Below are 19,798 nucleotides of genomic sequence, written 5' to 3' on the forward strand. Positions count from 1 at the left end.
AAAGACCCCCAGGGAGTGTCTTCCCCTTGCATGACGTCCCCCGACAGGCAGCCGCTGCTACTGTGCGCTACTGCCTGACCGCACGGTGTCATGCATCGGTTCTCCGTGGGAGCGCACGTGAAGCTCGCGATCGTCGGCGGTGGCCCCGCCGGCCTCTACCTCTCGATCCTGCTGAAGCGGCAGGACCCGTCCCACGACATCGCCGTGTACGAACGGAACCCCGAGGGCTCCACGTACGGCTGGGGCGTCACCTACTGGGCCGGGCTCCTCGACAAACTCCGCGCGGGCGACCCCGAGTCCGCCGACGCGGTCGCCGAGGCGTCCGTGACCTGGACCGACGGCGTAGCGATCGTCCGCGACCAGCGGACCGTCCACCGCGGCGACGCCGGCTTCGGCATCGGACGGCGCCGGATGCTCGGGCTGCTCGCCGACCGTGCGCGGGAGCTCGGCGTCCGGGTGGAGTTCGAGCACGACATCACCGGCCCCGACGCGCCCGAACTCGCCGACGCGGACCTCGTCGTGGCCGCCGACGGTGTCAACAGCGTCCTCCGCAAAGCACACGCCGACCGCTTCGGGCCCACGGTCGCCCACGGCCGCAACCACTACATCTGGCTCGGCACCACCAAGGTCTTCGACTCCTTCAGCTTTGCCTTCAAGGAGACCGAGCACGGCTGGATCTGGTGCTACGCCTACGGGTTCAGCGGCGAACGCTCCACCTGTGTCGTCGAGTGCTCCCCCGAGACCTGGACCGGCCTCGGCCTGGACACGCGCGGCGAGGCCGACAGCCTCAACCTCCTGGAGAAGCTCTTCCACGACCTCCTCGACGGGCACGAACTGATCGGCCGCGACCGGGCCGACGCCGCCGCCCAGTGGCTCACCTTCCGCACCCTCACCAACCGCGCCTGGCACCACGGCAACCTCGTCCTCCTCGGCGACGCCGCCCACACCACCCACTACTCGATCGGCGCGGGCACCACCCTCGCCCTCGAAGACGCCCTCGCCCTCGCCGACGCCCTCCGCGACCACACCGACCTGGACGCCGCCCTCACCACATACGGCAAGCGCCGCCGCGCCGAACTCGTCTCCGCCCAGAGCGCCGCCCGCTACAGCGCCCAGTGGTACGAGAACCTCCCCCGCTACATGAACCTCCCCCCGGCCCACATGTTCGCCCTCCTCGGTCAACGCCACTCCCCCCTCCTCCCCCACATCCCCCCACAGCTCTACTACCGCCTCGACCGCGCCGCCGACCACCTCCAACCCCTCCGCCGCCTCAAGCGCTGGCTCGGCCCCCACCTCGCCCGCGCCACCCACTCCCGCCACTGACGCCACGACGGGGGCGGCGCGGTTGCGGTGCGGCGGTCGCGAGGTGCGGCGGTTACCCGGGGACGGTGCGGGCCGTCGCGCGGTGCAGCCCGGGGGCGGTGCAGCCCGTGGGCGGTGCGGCCGTGGGCGGTGCGGCGGTTGCCCGGGGACGGTGCGGGCCGTCGCGCGGTGCAGCCCGGGGACGGTGCGGCCGTCGCGCGGTGCAGCCCGGGGACGGTGCGGCCGTGGGCGGTGCGGGCCGTCGCGCGGTGCAGCCCGGGGCGGTGCTGCCCGGGGGGCGGTGCCACCGGGGCGGGCGGTCCGTGCCCGATGCCGCCGAGAGCAGGTGCCGATGCCCGGTCCCGTCGGGCGGCGGGAACCGTTTGCCCGGTGCCGCCAAGGGGCGGGCCCGGTAGCCGGCTGTGAGACCTGGGCCCGAGAGGGCCCTGCGCGTCCTCGCGTGCGGGAGGCAGGCCGGGCCGTGACACCATCGGTCCGTGCTCGACATCGGCTACTCCCTCTCGCGTCGCTTCCCCGACCCGCCGCAGACCGACTACCGCCGCGCGGACGTCCACTCGCTGCGGCACGACCTCTTCTGCGGGGACGTCTACCTCGCCGACACCGAGGCGGACCGCGAGGTGTCCACAGCCTGGGGATGGGTGCCGGTCCTCGACTTCGCCTGGGCACTGTGCGACATCGTCGAACAACTCGACCAGGACCCCCGCGGCAGCCGCGCCTCGCAGCCGCAGTACGCCGAGCTCGACTTCACCGAATCCTCGGACCGGATGCTCTTCGAACGCCGCTTCGGCTGGGTGGACGTCGAAGCCGACTGGATGCCCGGCGACGAGCCGCCGGTCACCTTCAACCACGCGGAGCTGCGGCGCGAGGCGCGCGACTTCCTGCACGACCTGATCGCCGACCTCACCGACATGCACGAAGGCCTCGGCGACAACCCCGCCATCTGGTCCCTCCAATCCCGCTTCCCCCGCCTCCCCTGACCCGCCCCTGCACCCCGTGGGCCCCGGCCCCACCCCGTGCCGGACCTCCGCCCACCCCCGTGCGGACCTCCGCCGCACCCCCGTGCGGCCTTCGCCCACTGCTGTGTGGGCCTGCGCGCCGCCGCCGCGCGGGCTGCCACGCTGCGTGGCCTGCGCCCACCGCACCCCCGTGCGGGCCTCCGCGCCCACTGCTGTGCGGGCCTCCGCCCTCCGCCCCGTGTGGGCCTACGCCCGCTGCCGTGTGGGCAATCGTCCCGCTGGGGCGGGACGGGTGGGCACACGGGACGGCGCCCTCGGCGGCGCCTCCGCCCCTTGTGCCTGGACCCGCACCCGTTGCGCACCGCACTGTCCGTGCGGGTTCAGGCGCGGAAGCCTGGGCCCGGCAAGGGGCGCCGTCCGTTGTGCCCACCCGTTCCGCCCCATACGGGGCGGGGCGCAGCCCCGGGCGGGAGGGTCAGGGGGTGACGTGGAGGCCGAGGTGGGTGGCGAGGAGGGGCGCGAGGTCGATGAGCTGCGCCGAGGAGACGACCGCCCCGCCCAGCGAGGCCACGCCCCGCGCGATGTCGAGGCGGGAGACCCCGCGCAGGTCGACGTCCTTGAGCCGTACCGACGTGAAGTCGACCCCCGTCAGCACGCAGTCGACGAATTCGACGCGTTCGAGTGACGCCCCGCCGAAGTCCGGCTCGCTGAGCACGACGCTCTCGAAGACGACGTCTTTGAGTCGGGCGGCCCGGAGGTTGAGGTAGTCGCTCTTGCCGCCCCGGATGACGACTCTTTCCAGCACGGCGCCGTGCAGCTGCGCGCCGCCGAGCCGCGCGTCCACGAGTTCGACGTCGCGGAACTGTGTGTGGGAGAGGTCGGTGCCGACGCCGCGCACGCCGGTGAGCCGGGAGTCGAGGAACCGCGCGTTCGCGAGGCGCGCTTCGTCGAGCCGGCAGTCGCGGAGCGCGCAGTCGAGGAAGCGGGCGCCTTCGCCGGACTGGCCGGTGAGGTCGAGCCCGGTGAGGTCGAGGCCGTCGTAGTCGCCGTCGGGCTCGAGGGTGCCGGCGTACGCATCGAGCGGGGGGAGGCGTACCTCCGGCCGTCGCGCCGCCGCCACCTGCTTCTTGCGTGTCGTCGCCATGCCCTCATGGTGAGGTACGCCACTGACAGCGCCCCGGATGTCACGAACGGGGACCGGCCGCTCGTCCCCCGTACGAGATCCAGACGAGGGAGACGGACATGCGGAAGCTCACGATCGTCGGCGGCGGTTTCGCCGGACTGACCGCGGCCATCACCGCCGCCGAGGCGGGCACGAAGGTGACCGTGCACGAGGCTCACCGGACTCTCGGCGGCCGGGCCCGTACCGCCGAGGGCCCGTACCGCACGAACGAGGGTCCGCACGCGCTGTACGCCGGCGGTCCGCACTGGACCTGGTTGAAGCAGCGCGGGCTTCTCGGCCCGCTCGCGAAGCTGCCGGCGGTCGAGGGCCTCCGGTTCCGCTTCCACCGCGGCGGCGTGCTGCGGCGCGTACCCCCGCCGGGTCTGCTGCGCCAGGCGCTGCGTACCGCCGAACAGGCGCCCGTCGACGTCGACTTCCGCACCTGGGTGACCGGCCTCGCGGGGGCCAGGACCGCCGGCGTCGCCGCCGCGTACAGCGCGGTGGCGCTGTTCCACCACGACCCGGGCGCGTTGTCCGCCCGCTTCGTGCAGGAACGCCTGCACCGCGCCGCGTCCCTGCCGCCCGAGGCGCACTACGTCCGGGGCGGCTGGGGCGAGCTGGTCGACCGGATGGCCGCGCGCGCGTGGGAGATGGGCGTACGGATCGAGACCTCGTCCCGGGTCGACGCCCTGCCCGCCGACGACGGGCCCGTGATCGTCGCGACCGCTCTGCCCGCCGCCGCCCGTCTGCTCGGCGACCCGTCCCTGACTTGGGAGAGCGGCCGTACGGTCCTGCTCGACCTGGCGCTGCGGACCCGGAAGGGCGACCCGTTCGTCGTCTCCGACCTGGACGCGCCGGGCTGGGTCGAACGGTTCACGGCGCAGGACCCTTCGCTCGCCCCGGCCGGTCAGCAGCTGATCCAGGCCCAACTGCCCATCGGCCCCGGCTCCTCCAAGGCCGACGGCGTCGCCCACGCCGAGCGCCTCCTCGACCTCGGCTTCCCCGGCTGGCGCGAACGGACGGTGTGGCGACGCGAGTCCGTATCCCAGGGCCGCACCGGTGCCGTCGACCTCCCCGGCACCACCTGGCGCGACCGTCCGGCCGTCGACCGCGGCGACGGCGTGTACCTGGTCGGCGACCAGGTGGCCGCGCCCGGCGTGCTCTCCGAGGTGTCGTTCACGAGCGCGGTCGAGGCCGTGTCCCTCGCCCTCCGCGCCGACCACCGCGGCCACTCGGACCACTCGGGCCGCCCTGGCTCCCCCACCTCCCGCGACCGTCTTGACCTCAAGCACGCTTGAGGTCGGAGGCTGTACCCGTCAAGCCGCTCACGCGCCCGTACGACGACACAGGGGACTCGCCATGCACGCCATCCGCCTCCACGCTTTCGGCCCCGCGGAGAACCTCACCTACGAGCAGACGCCCGACCCCGTGCCGGGCGCCGGCCAGGTCCGCATCCGGGTGGCGGCGGCCGGTGTGCACCTCCTGGACACCGCGCTCCGCGAGGGCGCGCAGGGGCCGTTCCCGACTCCCACCGCGCTCCCCACGATCCCCGGCCGCGAGGTCGCCGGCACCGTCGACGCCGTCGGCGAGGGCACCGACCCGTCCTGGTTGGGCAACCGGGTCGTCGCCCACCTCGGCATGAACCCCGGCGGCTACGCCGAACTCGCCGTCACCGACGCCGCCCGCCTCCACGCCCTGCCCGACCACCTCGGCGAGGCGGAGGCCGTCGCCATGATCGGCACCGGCCGCACGACGCTCGGCATCCTGCAGTTCACGGAGCTCGGCCCGGACTCGGTCGCGGTCGTGCCCGCCGCCGCCGGCGGCATCGGCACCCTGCTCGTCCAGTACGCCAAGAACGCCGGCGCCACCGTCATCGGCCTCGCCGGCGGCCCCGCGAAGGTCGCGCTCGTCCGGGAGAACGGCGCCGACCTGGCCGTCGACTACACGCGGCCCGAATGGCCGGACGAGGTCCGGGCGTACCTCGAACCCCTGGGCAAGTCCGCCACCGTCGTCTTCGACTCGGTCGGCGGCGAGACCGGCCGCACCGCCGTCGACCTGCTCGGCAAGGGCGGGCAGCACATCGTCTTCGGCTGGTCCGGCGCCGGCCTCCACGACGGCGAACCGCTCACCTACACCGCCGAGGAGCTCGCCTCCCGGGGCATCACCTCGGAGTCCGTCCTCGGCCCCGTCATGATCCAGAAGGCCGGCGGCGACGTCCGCGGCCTCGAACTCGCCGCCCTCGACGCCGCGTCCACCGGCACCCTCCGCCCCGCCGTCCACCGCTTCCCCCTCGCGGACGCGGCGGGCGCCCACCGCGCCCTGGAGAACCGGGGCACGACGGGCAAGGTGGTCCTGGTCCCGTAGGGGACACGAGGACCACCGGGAGGTCCCGATCCCGTAAGGGACACGAGGACCACCGGGAGGTCCCGATCCCCTAAAGGACACGAGGACCACCGGGGAGCGGTCGGTCAGACCCCGACGACGTCCCAGGAGTGCGCCTTGAACTCCTTCAGGAAGTCCGGGTGGTCCTCCCACATCCGGGCGACCGACCGCAGCACGTCCCAGTTCTGCTCCAGGGCCTGGTCGACGACCTGCCGGAGCTCAGGCGCCGTCGCCCGCTTCTCCACGAGGCCGTTGACGGCCGCCGCGGCCTGCACGGTGTAGCGGGTGGCGCGCAGGGCCCGGGAGGTGTCGTCCATGCCGAAACCGTGGTCACTGCCGTTCGCCGGGTCGAAGAGCGGAGTCAACCGCGCCTCGATGAAGGCCGTGATCCGCTGGAAGCGCTGCTCGATGTCCGTATCCATGCCCTCTTCCTACACCCCCGCCCCACCGAGCTCCGCCAGCGCCCCGTCCGTCAGGCGGTAGATCGTCCACTCGTCCTGCGGGCGGGCGCCGAGGGACTCGTAGAAGTCGATCGACGGCTTGTTCCAGTCGAGCACCGACCACTCCAGGCGTCCGTAGCCGCGGTCGACGCAGATGCGGGCCAGTTCGCGCAGCAGCGCCTTCCCGTGGCCGCCGCCCCGGGCCTCCGGACGGACGTACAGGTCCTCCAGGTAGATGCCGTGGACACCGCGCCACGTCGAGAAGTTGAGGAACCAGAGCGCGAAGCCGGCGACCTCGCCCGAGTCGGTCTCCGCGATGTGCGCGAAGGCCGCCGGGTGCTCGCCGAAAAGGGCCTCGTGAAGCTGGTCCACGGTCGCGTGGACCTCGTGGAGTGCCTTCTCGTACTCCGCGAGGTCGCGGACCATGGCGTAGATGACAGGGACGTCTGCAGGCGTGGCTGTACGGATCATGGGGCCAGCCTGCCCCCGATCACGTCCTCCTGGCCAGCAGCATCCGGGCCAGCTCCACCTGCTCCTCGTCGAGCCCCGGTTCGCCGTCCTCGACGTCCCACAGCCCGTTCTGCAGGACCCGCCCCAGCGTCCAGGCCGCCGCGCGCCGCCGGTCGCCGACGACCTCCGCGAGCAGGTCGAACCGCCACAGGAGCCGCTCCGGATCGAAGCGGTCCATCAGCGCCGGGAGCAGCTCGAAGCCGGGGTCCCCGGCGAGCGGCTTGGGGTCGATCGCCAGCCAGGGTTCCCGCTCGCCCGCCAGGACGTTCCCGAAGTGCAGGTCCCAGTGGAGCAGCCGGTCCCCCGGTTCGCCGACCACCTCCCGTACGGCCGCCGCGCAGTCCCGCAGCACCGCCGCGTCGTCGGCGCCGAGCCTCGCCACGGCCTCCGGCACCTCGGCCGCCATCCCGGCCGCGATGTCCCCGAGCCTCCGCAACCCCTCAGGGGCGGGCACGGCAACCAGCCGGGCCAGCAGGCCCGCGACGATCCCCAGCGCCTCGTCGGCGTCCTCGACCGCGGACAGCGGCCGCGCCTCGTCGAGCCTCTCCAGGAGCATCGTCCCGGTCGCGCCGTCATGGTCGAGCAGCCGCACCGCCCCGGCCCCGTCCCACGCCCTCAGGCCGACGGGCTCCCCCTCCGTCTCCTCGTCCAGGAGCTGCATCTTCAGCGCCGCCCGCGCCCCGTCCGCGTCCCGCAGGACCGGCAGCACCAGCGACGCCATCCCGTACATCGAAGGCCCCGTCACCCGCAGCCCCCACCGGTCCAGGAACTCCTCGGCCCTCTCCGGCAGCCCGGCGACGAACGCCCGCCCCGCCTCACCGTTGTACTTCGTCTGCGACCGCACGAGCTCATCGGGCACACGAATGGCCCGGCGTACGCGAACACCATCAGCCCCCGGCACGGCATCAGGTACACGAACACCCCCGGTCCCTGGCCTGTCTCCAGACCCCGGCGCTGCCTCGGGTCCACGAACACCCCCGGCCCCCGGCACGACCTCGGGCCCCCGCCTGGCCTCCACGTCCGCCACATCCGCCACATCCGCCACGTCCGCCATGCCCGCCACATCCGCCACGTCCGCCATGTCCTCCACGCGATCGGTCACATCCCGACCCTAGACACCGGCGTCGCGCAGCGCCCTCGAGAATTCCGCCGCGTCGTAGAGCGCGTCGCCTCCCGGCAGGGGCGCGCCGTCCACGAGGACGGTGGGCGTGCCGCCGACCCCCGACTCCTCGAACGCCTTCTCCGAGGCGGCGACCCAGGCCCGGTGGGTGTCGTCCCGAACGGCCCGGTCGAAGGCCGTCCCCCGCAGCCCGTCCACCTGGTCCGCGATCCGCAGCAGGTGGTCGACGGAGTAGCCGTCGTTCGTCTCGCCGGCCGGCTGCGAGGCGAACAGCGCCGCCTGGTACGCGGCGAATCCGCCGGTTCCCGCGTCGGCCGCGGCCCGTAGGGCGTTCGCCGCCCGGGCCGAGGCCGTGCCGCCGGTGCGGGCGTCGAGGAAGGAGGCGACGACGTACTCGACGCGCACCCTGCCCGCCGCGGCCTCGTCGGCGAGGACGGTCCCGGCGCTCGCCTCGAACTTCGCGCAGTAACCACACCGGAGGTCCACGTACACGGTGACGGTGTGCGGGGCCTTCGGCTCGCCGACGACGATCTTCGTACCCTCGACGGTCGCCGGAAGCGCCGAGAGGACGTCCGTGTGCTCGGCGGGCGCCACGGTCACCGCCGCCGCGGCGGACGCGGACGGCTCGCCGCCGCCCGAACACCCCACCGCGGCAAGGCCGATGGAACCGGCGACGACCAGGGCGGCGACAGCGCGCCGGGACCTGCGTACGGGCATGGTGGAGTCCTTCCGGAACAACGAAATCCGCACCGAGTCGGCACCCTCGAACCCAGGCCGGGCACCACCCCGGAACCGCCGCCGAAGGACCCGTATCCAGAGGACCAAGGCCCCGGGTAACGTCCCGCCCACGCACCCGGAAGAGGGATAGACATGAGCACCACCAACGGCGGCATTTCGTTCTGGTACGCGCAGGAGGGCGCCCCCGCGCCCCGCGAACCGCTCCCCGGCGACACCACCGCCGACGTCTGCGTCGTCGGCGGCGGGTACACGGGCCTGTGGACCGCCTACTACCTCAAGAAGGCCATCCCCTTCCTCAACATCACCGTCCTGGAGGCCAAGTTCTGCGGCTACGGGGCCTCCGGCCGCAACGGCGGCTGGCTCTACAACGGCATCGCCGGCCGCGACCGCTACGCCCGGCTGCACGGACACGAGGCGGCCGTCCGCCTCCAGCAGGCCATGAACGCCACCGTCACCGAGGTCCTCGACGTCTGCGAGACCGAGAAGATCGACGCCGACCAGCACCGCGGCGGCGTCCTCGAAGTCGCCCTCTCCCCCGCCCAGCTCGGCCGCCTCAAGGCCTTCCACGCCGCCGAGACCGCCTTCGGCGAGACCGACCGCGAGCTCTACGGCGCCCGCGAGACCGCCGACCGCATCCGCGTCACCGGCGCCGTCGGCTCCTCCTGGACCCCGCACGGCGCCCGCCTCCACCCGGTGAAGCTGGTCACCGGACTCGCGGCCGCCGTCGAGGCGCTCGGCGTCACGATCCACGAGTCGACCCCCGTCACCGAGATCAAGCCGAAGCACGCCGTCACCCCGTACGGCACCGTCCGCGCGCCCTACGTCCTGCGCTGCACCGAGGGCTTCACCGCCTCCCTCGCCGGCCAGCGCCGCACCTGGCTCCCGATGAACTCCTCGATGATCGCCACCGAGCCCCTCACCGACGCCCAGTGGGACTCCATCGGCTGGGCGGGCGCCGAGGCCCTCGGCGACATGGCCCACGCCTACATGTACGCCCAGCGCACCGCCGACGGCCGCATCGCCCTCGGCGGCAGGGGCGTCCCGTACCGCTACGGCTCCAAGACCGACAACGACGGCCGCACCCAGCCGCAGACCATCGACGCCCTCCGCGACATCCTCGTCCGCTTCTTCCCGCAACTCGCGGGTCTACGGATCGACCACGCCTGGTCCGGCGTCCTCGGCGTCCCCCGCGACTGGTGCGCCACCGTCACCCTCGACCGCTCCACCGGCCTCGGCTGGGCCGGCGGCTACGTCGGCTCCGGCGTCGCCACCGCCAACCTCGCCGCCCGCACCCTCCGCGACCTCGTCCAGCAGGACTCCGGCCAATCCGGCCCCACCGACCTCACCACCCTCCCCTGGGTCGACCACAAGGTCCGCAAGTGGGAACCCGAACCCCTCCGCTGGCTCGGCGTCCACACCATGTACGCCGCCTTCCGCGCCGCCGACCACCGCGAGTCCACCACCCACACCGCCACCACGGACCGCATCGCCACCCTGGCCAACCGCCTGAGCGGCCGCTGAGCGGCGTCCGGGTGGGGGCGCGCGCCCCCACCCGGACGCACCGGCCCCCACCTGGGTCCTACTCCACCTCGATACCGAAGTCCCCCACAAGCTCCTCCAGGCCGCCCCGGTACCCCTTCCCGCCGAGAACGAAGTCCCAGTCGCCGCCGACCCTCCGCCGGAACGAGCCGAGGACGAGCGCCGTCTCCCCCGGCCGCCCGTCCGAGACCTCCAGCCTGTCGAGCTCGACACCCGAGTCGTCCCGCAGCCGGATCCCGGCCTCCGTGAACCCGCCCAGGTCGGCGTCGGGGTTCACCTCCGGGTCCACGGCCGCCACCAGGACCAGGCGGTCCGCCCGCGCGGGAAGCGCGTCGAAGCCGACCCGAACGGCCGCGCGGTCACCGGGCGCAGCCGCCACCATGGCCACCGAACCGTCCGGCGTCGCCGGGTTGTTGAAGAAGACGAACCACTCGTCGCCGAGGACCCGGTTCCCGGCACAGACCAACGCGCAGACGTCCAGGGCGGCGGACCCCGACCACACCATCCCGAGCAGGTTGAAGTCCTCGGCGGCTTCGGCGGGAGCGGACGCGTGCACCGCCTCCGGGGCGGACCCGCCCGGTCCGCCCGGCCCTCCCAGCCGCCCCCGAAGACCATGCTGGTGCAGCAGATCCACCAGCTCGGTCCCGGATATCAGCGTCAGCGGCTTGCCGTTGGCGAAGGTGTACGACCCGGGCCCGAACTTCGAAGTGGTCACGAGGACCCCCTTGTTGGCCCCGGCGTCCTGCACGGTCCCGAAGAGATCCCGCACCGCGCTCGGCGGCACCGTGTTCCGGTAGCGCTTGACCTGCACCACGATCGACCCGCCGCTGATCGGATCGGGATCGAGTGCCCTGACGTCGACCCCGCCGTCACCCGACCGCTGCGTGGTCACGGCCTGGAGCCCCCGCGCCCGGAACAGCTCGGCCACCAGCCCCTCGAAGGCGATCGGATCCATGGCGAGCAGATCGGGCTCCTCCCCGTCCCCCTGCACCACGACATCGGAACCCACCTGGTCGGGTGCCAACAGCGGTGCCACCGGCACCCGTTCCTCCGGCTTGGCCGAAAGCCGCCCGGCCAGAGCACCGGTCAGGCACTCGACGGCCCCCACCAGCTCCAGGTTCAGCCGGTCGAACACCGACCGCTCCACCACGACCGACGCCACGCACACGCGCGAGGCGAGCCCGGTGGCGGGATCGACCCCGCCGACGTACCCGTTCAGCGCCACCTGGTCGAGCGCACCGAACCGGTCCGACGCGAACAGCTCCCGCACCGCGAGCAGCACGCTCTGCGCCAGCACGCCCCGGTACAACGCCCGCCGCTGCGTCACCGGCCGCGGGACCTCCTTCTCCTGGTCGGTGCTCGGCAGGTACTTGACGCCCTTGGCCTCGGGAACGACCTCGTACCCGGGCAGGTCCCAGTCGAGGACGAGCCCGCGCCCGGACCGGTCGTAAGCGGCCGACACCTCCCGGGGGAACCCCTCGGGCCAAGCAGTCGACGCGAAGAGCACGGCGGTGAAGTACTCGACGACGGTGTCGGCCTCCCCGCCCCGCAAGGCCTCGACGGTCCCGTCGACCCCACCGTTGTGCGCACGTATCTCGGCACGGCGGGCGGCCGCCCAGTCGTCGTACGCGCTCCGGTACGCCGCCAGCTGCTCCACCCGCCGCGCCTCGGCGGCCTGCGCCGCGTACCAGTCCTGCTCGAACCTGGCCCGCGCGTCCCGCTCGGCCTGGGCACGGCCTGACGCCGTCCAGGCCCCCTGCGGCTGGTAGAACCGCTGGTCCGGCATGGCGACGGGCTCCCCCAACGGCCCGGGCGCGAACGGCTCGACGTCCTCCTCACGCCGCAGCGACTCCACGCTGAAGGCGGGCTCCCGACAGCCCGCCGCGAGCAGCGACTCGAGCAGAGCCACCCTCTGATCGAGCTCCTGCGTCCGCCGTAGCGCGTCGGCGTCCCGCTGCTGTCGATAGGCGGCCCGCTGCTCCCGCTGCATGCGGGCGACGTCCCGCTCGTACGACCGCTGCGTCCGCTCGGCGTCCCGCTGCTGCCGTAGCACCGCCTGGTGCTGCCCCTCCCGCTGCCTCTGCGCCACCCGCTGCTGCTCGGCCCATACCCCGATCAGCCCACCGGAACGCCGACTCATCAGACACCCCTCCCACACACGACCCACGCCACCGGTACACCCCCGTGACACCCAAGTGTCATGGACCGCGGCGGGCCCAGGCACGGGAACGCCGGACTGCCTCCGCCCCCGTGCCCCGGCCGGGGACCCGCGTCAGCCGCGCGGCAGCGTCACAGCACGGCTCTCGCTCGACGGCGAGTGGTTCCCGGCCTCGTCGTAGGTGACCCCTACACCCCGTACGGAAACCGAGCACGAAGACTCACGCCCCGTCCGTAAGTCGCCCCCGTCCCCGCACTGGACAGCGGCACACGCCCCGCCCTGGACAGCGACTGAGCGAAAGGGCCGGCGCCGGGGATACACCCCCGCACCGGCCCTTCGTCCTGGAGCCCCCTGTCGGGTTCGAACCGACGACCCCCGCTTTACAAGTTCGATCGGAGCCTGCTCCGACGGCTGATGTCGACGGACGCGACGGCTGGACAGGGGCACTGGCGTATGCGCCCGTCCAGCGTTGTTGATGTCAGCTGTGGATGTCAGGCACGCCGAGGCGCAATGCTGACCGCGCGGTAGTCGTATCCGTCCTGTTTGAAGCCCGGAGCCTCCCACTTGAGGTCCACCTGTTGTCCGGGCGACAGAGTGCGGAAGCCGGGCGCCTGGATGTCGGAGTAGTGGCCGAAGCAACCCCCGGGGGTCTCGGGGGAGTCGAGCACACCCCACCCTTCCTCGTCGTTCCACTCGCGGACAGTCGCAGTCACCATGGGCGGCATGCTACGGGTTTCGTATGCGCCGACGCACTTGGTACCTCAGCTTGGAAGCTTAGGTTCCTTGGTAGCGGTTGCTGTGCTGACCTGTGCCGGGAGTGTCTGATCCTCAGCCGGCGGCAGTCAGCCACGACGGCGGGTGCGCCGACCGATCACGCACGCGTATGCCTCGCCGCGCCCCCACCGGCCTCAGCCACGCCGCCATGTCGTCGACCAGAGCAAGCCGTGCCGGCGGAAGCGTGACGTTGAGACATTGAGTGAGGACCTCTTCGTCCCGAAGCAACTTGGGGTCGGGCCCTGCCTTGGGCTGGTGCGCCGCTCACCTGCGCTGATGGTCCGGAGACGTTCGCGCTCGTCCGCCGCTGTTCGTCGGCGTTGTCACGCAGTTAGACACTCACCGCTCAACGGCTCATCACTGGCGGGGCCGTTGTCAGTGCCGGCCTCTATGGTCTCAAGCGCGCGGTCGGCTTCCGGGGGTTCCAGCTCTGAAGAGAATGGTTGCATCCCCGGCCTGTCTGGGGGCGGCCCGGAGACTCGTCCGGGACCTAACCGACGGTCGGGCTTCGTCGATGGCCAGGGGATCACCTGCCAGCGCCGGCCGCGCACCGCCTCTCGCATGGTCGGGGTCGGTTGGGCGCGCCTTCTGATCCGTAGCTCTAGCGGGATCGGTCAGCGGAGGTCATACCGGCCCCTGGACGGGCTCATAAGGACGCTACCGTGCGGGGATGGTCACTAGGGTTGCGGTACCCGGCTGCTGTACCGCACGATCCAAACGGGGGGGGATCATGGAACGGCATGTGTTGGAATCGCTGTTGATCGGCGATGACGAGGCGTCCGTAATAGCTCTGGCAGCCCTCCGCCGCGGCGCCCCTTACTCGGTGGAAGAGCGGGTACAGCCCACTGGTGCGCATGCCGGAGTCTTCAGTCGCCGACTTCAGCGTATGCGGATGCGTGGGTTCGAACCTCTTGGGCTGGAACGAGCAGTGCAGCTCATCAGCGAGTACGACCGGCCTGTGCGGTCAGTGCTGATCGATCCTGAGGATCGCACGCGATTCACCCTGCTCTTCCTCACCGAGGACGGCAGCGCACTGGTCGCCGGCGCCAGCTGGCCCCTGCCGCTAGTTGCTAGGAAACCACCGCTTTAGGAGAGCGCCGGCCCGATCCCCTCGCTGACCTGCGAGAACGTGACCTCGTTGCGGTGTGCTCGGCGTTCCCGCCGGCCGCCGTGATTCCCTGCGGTTCCCCGCGTGATCTGGCACGGTTGTGGCACGGAGGTCTCAGGTCGTACGCCTTCGCTCAGTGGCGACTCGGATCACGCGTCGGAGCCGTGGTCGGGAAGCATTTTGAGAGCTGGGGGAGTCCAGTCCATGCCCGCCTTCTCCAGAGTGGTCAAGATCCATTCCCGTCCGGCCGGTCCTGCCACGTTCCAAGTCCAGTACATGGGGCGCTTGTGTTTGCGCCACGGAGGCCATCGTCGGGTGGGGCTCACGCCACCTGAGATGTTGTGTACGAGATCGGAAAGCCAGGCGATGCAGGCGACGTAGTCATCGTCAGGCCACGTATTCAGCGCTTTGCGGCGCCTGGCCATGCTCCGGATTTCGAGGACAGCCCAATAGGTCAGGTAGGCGGCTGCTACCTGATCATCCACCCGTCGCCTACTGCCCATCTGCGCTCCCCGTCCCCCATGCATGTACGGCGAACGAACACTAGTGGGCTGACCGGCGTCAGCCACAGCGTGCCCTGCTGTCATCCCGTCTGCCGTCGACCCACACACCGTGGAGCGGGCGCGGGTCCTGGCGTCCAGGTGGAGCGCGCCACTGTACGAACGACCTGGGCGCCAGGACCCGTGTCTGCTCGGCTTGCCTGGGTCGACGGCAGACGGGATGACAGCACCCCACCCGAACCACAACCGGCCCGCAGCCGCACGACTGGCCCCGGTCATCCCGGAGCCTGAGCGCCCCCGCCGGAGGCATCCGTTCTGGCAGTCAGCCGACAGATCAGCCCGAGTTCACCCCATCAAGCCTTTAGCCACAGGCGCGCGGCCGGCGGCCCGGGCTGGAGCGGGGCGTAGACAGGAGCGCAGGCCCGGGGCGACGGGCGCGCGACGCCGCCTTGGGCGGCGGAAGCGCCCTTGATGAGGTAGAGAAACTTGTAACAACTGCTTCAGCTAAGGGTTGAGCTCAGGGAGGTCAGGGTGTTGTTCATCGGACCATCCGCCCTTCGGCACCTCCATGAGCGTGAGAGCTCCATCCTCTGCCTCGAGGACTCTCACGAAGATCCCGCTGTTGTCCTCGCCGGGAAACACAACGGAGAAGTAGGGGTCCATCTCCATCAAGAAGTCCCAGCCCTCCCGCTGGGCCGTGTCGAGGACATGAGCATGCCGACCGGTTGCCTGCCACATGCTGGCCGTGTGGAAGGTGTTGGTGACGTCGATGGCGTACTTCTCAAGGCACGTCGCGTGATTGGCCCACCATTCCAGGCTCGCCTGACCCACGAATCGATCCATGCGCACACTATGCATGGTGCTCCGGCCGGGCGGGCAAGTTCGTGCGGCTGCCGACTGTCGCAGGTCAGGTCACGAGACAGAGTTGCACACGGCACGGGCCTGTCCGGGCCGCCAGACAGCCATGATGGACCGCACAGCTCCTAGATGGTGGGCTTGAGGACCTCGCCCTCGTCATCTCGCAGCAAGCGGCTTATGTATCCGCCCTGGGCCAGACGGTCGTACGCGTCGAGCACATCGGCGGGCACCTGCTGGCTGATCATGAATCCCTGCTCCGGGTATACCAGCAGCCGCTGCAGGGCTCCTACGAGCATGTCGATGACCAAGCGAGCGTCTCCGATGGAGTCGACGTAGTCCTGGAGGGTCATCGGGCTTGAGGCGCTGACGATCTCGACGTCCGGCCACAGCTTCCGTGCCGTGGCGTACGACCGTCGTTCCTCGTATGGCTTGCTGATCAGCAGGATGGAGGACACGGTGATGCCAGCCTCGTCCAGGAGGTCCCGGGAGAAGCGGATGTTCTCGCCAGTGTTCCGGGCTCGCGGCTCCACCAACACCGCTGAGGCGGGGACGCCCAGTTCGATCGCTCGCTCCTGGTAGTGCACGGCCTCGCCGCGGGGCATGCGTTCGCGTGTGGTCGGGCTGGTCGCTCCGGTGAACACCAGGAATGGAGCCATGCCGCGCCTGTACAGGTCGACTGCGGTGTCGGCCACGCCCAGGTCGTGGCTGCCGAGTCCGATCGCCACCGAGCAGGGCCGGGGGGTGTGGCCCATCTGGTGGTAGTCCCAGAGGCGTTGGGTGTCGGCCCAGTCCTGTGTGGAGATCACTGCTGAGCTCCCTGGTCCTTTGCGGAGTCAGGGACCTTGAAGTCGTACTCCCACGCAAAGCGGGAGGCGGCGTGGATGCCGATGGCGAACTCGACCACGGTGCCGTCAGCCGTGTACGTCGTTCGGTGCAGCTCGACCACGGCTTCGCCGGGCGGCAGTTGAAGGAGCTTCACTTCGTCCGCCGTGGGTGTGCGGGCGAAGAGTGCCTCCTTCATGTGGTCGATCTCGTACCCCGCGTCGTACAGCACGCGGTAGCCACCGCCTCGGCCGGCCGGACCGGGGGTCGGATCCACCAAGCGCGTGCCCTCAACGTGCTCGGGGCGGTAGTAGCTGGTCAGCGTGTGCGTCGGCTGATCGCCTTCCTTGACCAGTCGGGCCCGTGCGTAGACCGGGGCTCCCGGCTCCAGACCATGGGCAGCGGCCACAGCGGGCGGAGCTTCGACAAGGCTGACGGTCTGGGTCTGCTCGTTGCGGCGGTACGCCCGGCCGGAGGCGACCCGGTCCGCGATGAACGCGACTTCGTCGCCGTCTCGCCACTTCGCCTTGTCGTACCGGGCGATGCCGAGTCGCTTGAGAGGAACTTGCTGGCGTACGACAGTCCCGTGGCCGCGCGTTGAGGTGACCAGACCTTCCGCCTCTAGTGCCTTGTAGGCGGCATTGACCGTTGCCTTGGAGCCTTCGCCAGCATCGACCAGGTCCCTGATCTGCGGCAAACGCTGCCCTGGCGCGTACTCGCCCCTCCTGATCTCCTCGGCCAGCTTGTCTGCCAGCTCCCGCCATTTGGGCGCCATCGCGTACCCCTCTCAACGAGAACAAGTCAAACGCAGTCCTAGGACAGCGAGTGCTGGCGATTCCTCTTTGGGCTGCCCAACAACGTAGGGAGTGCAGATGCCGTCCTTCAAGATCGACCTTTCTACCGCCGTGGTGTTCGTGGCCACGGCTCCCACGCCGAAGCTCGTCAGCAAGCAGACCGGCGAGCGCGCCATGGACCGGGAGACCGGCGCCGGCCTCTCCACGGTCGGACTCCTCATCTCCGACGAGGGAGAGGGCAACCTCTACCAGGTGACCATCCCGGAGACCGGCCTCCCCGACGGCCTCGCCCCGGGCATGCCGGTGTCGGTCATCGGGCTCAAGGCCCGGGACTGGGAGAACACGTTCAACGGCCAGACCCGGCACGGCATCTCGTTCCGCGCCGTCGCCGTGACCCCGATGGGGGCCTGACCATGACGGATCTGGCGACGTTATGGGAGGTCGGTCTCCCGCTCGTCGGAACCGCCGGCGGTCTCGGTTACGCGAAGGTCCGTGCGCCTCGGGTGTTCTGGTCGCTGGTGGGTCTGCCGGTGGCGACCACGAGGTTCGCGCTGACCTACCGGTCGACGATGGACGTGTGCGGGCTGACGGTGCAGCCGTCCCGCCTGCGGGCGTTCATGGTCCGCAACCTCGCCCGCCGCCCCGACGTCCAGCCGGTGCCGCCGAAGGTCCGCCGGTTCCGGGGTACCTCGACCGGGCTGCGGGTCACCCTGCGGCTTCCGGCCGGTTTGGAGCCCGCCGACGTGATGGCGGCCTCGGAGCGGTTGCGGCACGCCTGGGGCGTCCACTCGGTGAATGTGGTGGAGACCAAGCCTGGGTTCGTCGAGCTGCGGATGACCGGCTACGACGTCCTGCGGCGCGTCCGGATGCCCCGACGCAGGGTTCCCTCCGGGCCGATGACCGTGCCGGTCGCTCTCCGCGAGGACGGCACCGCGTTCGTCCGGGACTACCTCAAGGTCCCGCACGCGCTGACGCTCGGTGCGAACCAGTCGGGCAAGTCGATGTACCAGCGCAACCTGGTCGCCGGGCTGGCCCGGCTGCCGGTGGCCCTGGTCGGCATCGACTGCAAGCGCGGGGTGGAACAGCGCGGCTACGCGCCCCGCCTCTCCGCCCTCGCCATCACCCCGGAGGAAGCGGACGGCCTCCTGGAGTCCCTCATTGGAGAGATGGAAGAGCGCTTCGACCTGCTCAGCGAACACGGGGTCGCCGACATCTGGGCCCTGCCCGACACCGTCCGACCGGCCCCGGTGGTGGTCCTGGTCGACGAGGTCGCCGAACTGTTCCTCGTCGCCACCAAGAAGGACGAGGAACGCCGCGACCGCATGGTCACCCAGTTGATCCGCCTGGGTCAGATGGCCCGTGCGGCAGGCATCTTCCTGGAGGTGTGCGGGCAGCGGTTCGGCTCCGACCTCGGCAAGGGCGCCACCGCCCTCCGGGCCCAGTTGACCGGCCGCGTCGTGCACCGCGTCAACGACAAGCAGACCGCCGAAATGGGCGTCGGCGACATCGCCCCCGACGCCGTGGTCACCGTGCTGACCATCCCGCCCGACCGCCCCGGCGTCGCGGTCGCCGGGGACACCTCCGGCGGCTGGTCCCGCATCCGCACCCCCGCCCTCACCGCCAACGACGCGGCCGCGACCTGCGCCGAGCACGCGCACCTGACCCCGAACCTGCCCGCCCTCGCGTCCTACCGCCCGGTCGTCCCGGGTGCCGACGCCGCTCCGGAGCCGGTACCGCTGGTCAAGCCCGCGCCGGCCACCACCTAGCGCATCCCTCCCCCTTCTCGGCCGGCGTGACCGCCTCACGCCAGGTCCCTACCTCCCCCATGCCCGAAAGGAATCCCACCGCGTGCTGCGTACGGCGCTCTCCGCCACCTGCCGGGAGGAGCTGATCGTCCGGAACGTCGCCAAGCTCGTGGAGCCGCCCAGGGCCGCCGTACGCGACCTCAGCCCGTGGTCTCTCGACGAGACGCTCGACTTCCTCGCGGCCTCCCGTCGGGACCCGCTGTACGCGGCCTTCGTCCTCGCCATCGCCATGGGTCTCCGCCGCGGCGAGCTGGTCGGCCTGCGCTGGAGCGACATCGACCTCGACAACCGCGTCCTCCTGGTCCGCCAACAGGTCCAGCGTCGTCGCGGGGTCCTCTACAACGACGAGACCAAGGGGCGTCGCTCCCGCGCGATTCCGCTCCCCGCCATGTGCCTGGCTCCCCTGCGCTGGCACCGGATGCGGCAGAAGGCGGCGTACGAAGTGGCCGGTACGGAGTGGTCGGGCACGGGCTACGTCTTCGCCACCCGCACAGGCCGCCCTGTCGAGCCCCGCAACGTCCACCGCTCCTTCGTCCGCGTCAGCGAGGCGGCCGGCCTCCGCCCCATCCGCCTCCACGACGCCCGGCATGGCTGCGCCACGCTTCTCACCGCGGCCGGCGTCGCGCCCCGCGTCGTGATGGAGATCCTCGGCCACAGCCAGATCAGCCTGACCATGGACGTGTACACCCACGTCGTCCAGGACACCCAGCGCGAGGCCATCAGCCACATGGACCGGCTCCTCCAGCGACGGAAGCCCAGGCCCGGCCGCTCCTGACCGCGTCCGTTGATGTCACCCGTGGATGTCAAAG

Annotated in this window: 17 protein-coding genes, 1 tRNA gene and 1 pseudogene; 8 read left to right on the forward strand and 11 right to left on the reverse strand. The window is 71.5% G+C overall.

Features of this window, described 5'->3' with window-relative positions:
* Nucleotides 1–90: 90 nt before the first annotated feature.
* Together OO54_RS15970 and OO54_RS15975 are read left to right on the forward strand one after the other, a co-directional pair.
* Nucleotides 91–1,323: an FAD-dependent monooxygenase gene (locus OO54_RS15970; RefSeq protein WP_033203688.1), complete on the forward strand. Its 1,233-nt coding sequence runs from the start codon at nucleotides 91–93 to the stop codon at nucleotides 1,321–1,323.
* A 476-nt stretch (nucleotides 1,324–1,799) separates the two neighbouring features.
* Nucleotides 1,800–2,300, forward strand: coding sequence for a hypothetical protein (locus OO54_RS15975; RefSeq protein WP_033203697.1), 501 nt, complete (start codon nucleotides 1,800–1,802; stop codon nucleotides 2,298–2,300).
* Between the two features lie 454 nt (nucleotides 2,301–2,754).
* Here the strand turns inward: OO54_RS15975 and OO54_RS15980 are convergent, their stop codons facing one another.
* Nucleotides 2,755–3,423 carry a pentapeptide repeat-containing protein gene (locus OO54_RS15980; protein ID WP_033203699.1) on the reverse strand — a complete coding sequence of 223 codons (669 nt, stop codon included), beginning with the start codon at nucleotides 3,421–3,423 and terminating at the stop codon, nucleotides 2,755–2,757.
* Nucleotides 3,424–3,521: 98 nt separating this feature from the next.
* Between OO54_RS15980 and OO54_RS15985 the strand changes: the two genes are divergently transcribed.
* Together OO54_RS15985 and OO54_RS15990 are read left to right on the forward strand one after the other, a co-directional pair.
* The gene (locus OO54_RS15985) at nucleotides 3,522–4,739 is read left to right on the forward strand and encodes a phytoene desaturase family protein (RefSeq protein WP_033203701.1); all 1,218 of its coding nucleotides are present in this window, start codon (nucleotides 3,522–3,524) and stop codon (nucleotides 4,737–4,739) included.
* 61 nt (nucleotides 4,740–4,800) lie between these two features.
* Nucleotides 4,801–5,805: a zinc-binding dehydrogenase gene (locus OO54_RS15990; protein WP_033203702.1), complete on the forward strand. Its 1,005-nt coding sequence runs from the start codon at nucleotides 4,801–4,803 to the stop codon at nucleotides 5,803–5,805.
* 104 nt (nucleotides 5,806–5,909) lie between these two features.
* Here OO54_RS15990 and OO54_RS15995 read toward each other — a convergent pair whose 3' ends face one another.
* The 4 genes from OO54_RS15995 to OO54_RS16010 all read right to left on the reverse strand — a co-directional run bounded on the left by OO54_RS15995 (nucleotide 5,910) and on the right by OO54_RS16010 (nucleotide 8,610).
* Nucleotides 5,910–6,245 (reverse strand): hypothetical protein, encoded by a 336-nt coding sequence (locus tag OO54_RS15995; RefSeq protein ID WP_017242451.1) that lies wholly within the window; start codon nucleotides 6,243–6,245, stop codon nucleotides 5,910–5,912.
* Between the two features lie 9 nt (nucleotides 6,246–6,254).
* Nucleotides 6,255–6,734 carry a GNAT family N-acetyltransferase gene (locus tag OO54_RS16000; protein WP_017242450.1) on the reverse strand — a complete coding sequence of 160 codons (480 nt, stop codon included), beginning with the start codon at nucleotides 6,732–6,734 and terminating at the stop codon, nucleotides 6,255–6,257.
* Between the two features lie 19 nt (nucleotides 6,735–6,753).
* Nucleotides 6,754–7,674 (reverse strand): aminoglycoside phosphotransferase family protein, encoded by a 921-nt coding sequence (locus OO54_RS16005; RefSeq protein WP_063738291.1) that lies wholly within the window; start codon nucleotides 7,672–7,674, stop codon nucleotides 6,754–6,756.
* Between the two features lie 210 nt (nucleotides 7,675–7,884).
* Complete coding sequence (locus OO54_RS16010) at nucleotides 7,885–8,610, reverse strand: DsbA family protein (RefSeq protein WP_033203703.1); 726 nt, start codon at nucleotides 8,608–8,610, stop codon at nucleotides 7,885–7,887.
* A 153-nt stretch (nucleotides 8,611–8,763) separates the two neighbouring features.
* Between OO54_RS16010 and OO54_RS16015 the strand changes: the two genes are divergently transcribed.
* Nucleotides 8,764–10,152, forward strand: coding sequence for an NAD(P)/FAD-dependent oxidoreductase (locus tag OO54_RS16015; RefSeq protein WP_033203704.1), 1,389 nt, complete (start codon nucleotides 8,764–8,766; stop codon nucleotides 10,150–10,152).
* Between the two features lie 58 nt (nucleotides 10,153–10,210).
* On the opposite strand, the gene OO54_RS16020 is transcribed toward OO54_RS16015, so the two are convergent.
* The 6 genes from OO54_RS16020 to OO54_RS16045 form a co-directional block, all read right to left on the reverse strand.
* Nucleotides 10,211–12,310 (reverse strand): restriction endonuclease, encoded by a 2,100-nt coding sequence (locus tag OO54_RS16020; RefSeq protein ID WP_200146797.1) that lies wholly within the window; start codon nucleotides 12,308–12,310, stop codon nucleotides 10,211–10,213.
* A gap of 360 nt (nucleotides 12,311–12,670) precedes the next feature.
* Nucleotides 12,671–12,740: transfer RNA gene (locus OO54_RS45875), tRNA-OTHER, on the reverse strand.
* Between the two features lie 79 nt (nucleotides 12,741–12,819).
* Nucleotides 12,820–13,044, reverse strand: coding sequence for a cold-shock protein (locus OO54_RS16025; protein WP_033203862.1), 225 nt, complete (start codon nucleotides 13,042–13,044; stop codon nucleotides 12,820–12,822).
* Between the two features lie 2,170 nt (nucleotides 13,045–15,214).
* Nucleotides 15,215–15,553, reverse strand: coding sequence for a hypothetical protein (locus tag OO54_RS16035; RefSeq protein WP_051786986.1), 339 nt, complete (start codon nucleotides 15,551–15,553; stop codon nucleotides 15,215–15,217).
* Nucleotides 15,554–15,693: 140 nt separating this feature from the next.
* Nucleotides 15,694–16,374 carry a YdcF family protein gene (locus OO54_RS16040; RefSeq protein WP_033203707.1) on the reverse strand — a complete coding sequence of 227 codons (681 nt, stop codon included), beginning with the start codon at nucleotides 16,372–16,374 and terminating at the stop codon, nucleotides 15,694–15,696.
* Nucleotides 16,371–17,165, reverse strand: coding sequence for a GntR family transcriptional regulator (locus OO54_RS16045; protein ID WP_033203709.1), 795 nt, complete (start codon nucleotides 17,163–17,165; stop codon nucleotides 16,371–16,373). Before OO54_RS16045 ends, OO54_RS16040 begins: the two co-directional genes overlap by 4 nt.
* Nucleotides 17,166–17,262: 97 nt before the next feature.
* Here OO54_RS16045 and OO54_RS16050 point away from each other — a divergent pair, with 97 nt between their 5' ends.
* The 3 genes and pseudogenes from OO54_RS16050 to OO54_RS16060 all read left to right on the forward strand — a co-directional run.
* Nucleotides 17,263–17,595, forward strand: a complete 333-nt coding sequence (locus tag OO54_RS16050; RefSeq protein ID WP_033203710.1) for an SCO3933 family regulatory protein — start codon at nucleotides 17,263–17,265, stop codon at nucleotides 17,593–17,595.
* Nucleotides 17,596–17,597: 2 nt separating this feature from the next.
* Nucleotides 17,598–18,950: an FtsK/SpoIIIE domain-containing protein gene (locus OO54_RS16055; protein WP_033203711.1), complete on the forward strand. Its 1,353-nt coding sequence runs from the start codon at nucleotides 17,598–17,600 to the stop codon at nucleotides 18,948–18,950.
* 67 nt (nucleotides 18,951–19,017) lie between these two features.
* Nucleotides 19,018–19,764: pseudogene (locus OO54_RS16060) on the forward strand (tyrosine-type recombinase/integrase); the annotation flags it as partial.
* Between the last annotated feature and the right edge of the window lie 34 nt (nucleotides 19,765–19,798).

This window comes from Streptomyces wedmorensis (assembly GCF_000716445.1).
Classification (GTDB): Bacteria; Actinomycetota; Actinomycetes; order Streptomycetales; family Streptomycetaceae; genus Streptomyces; species Streptomyces wedmorensis.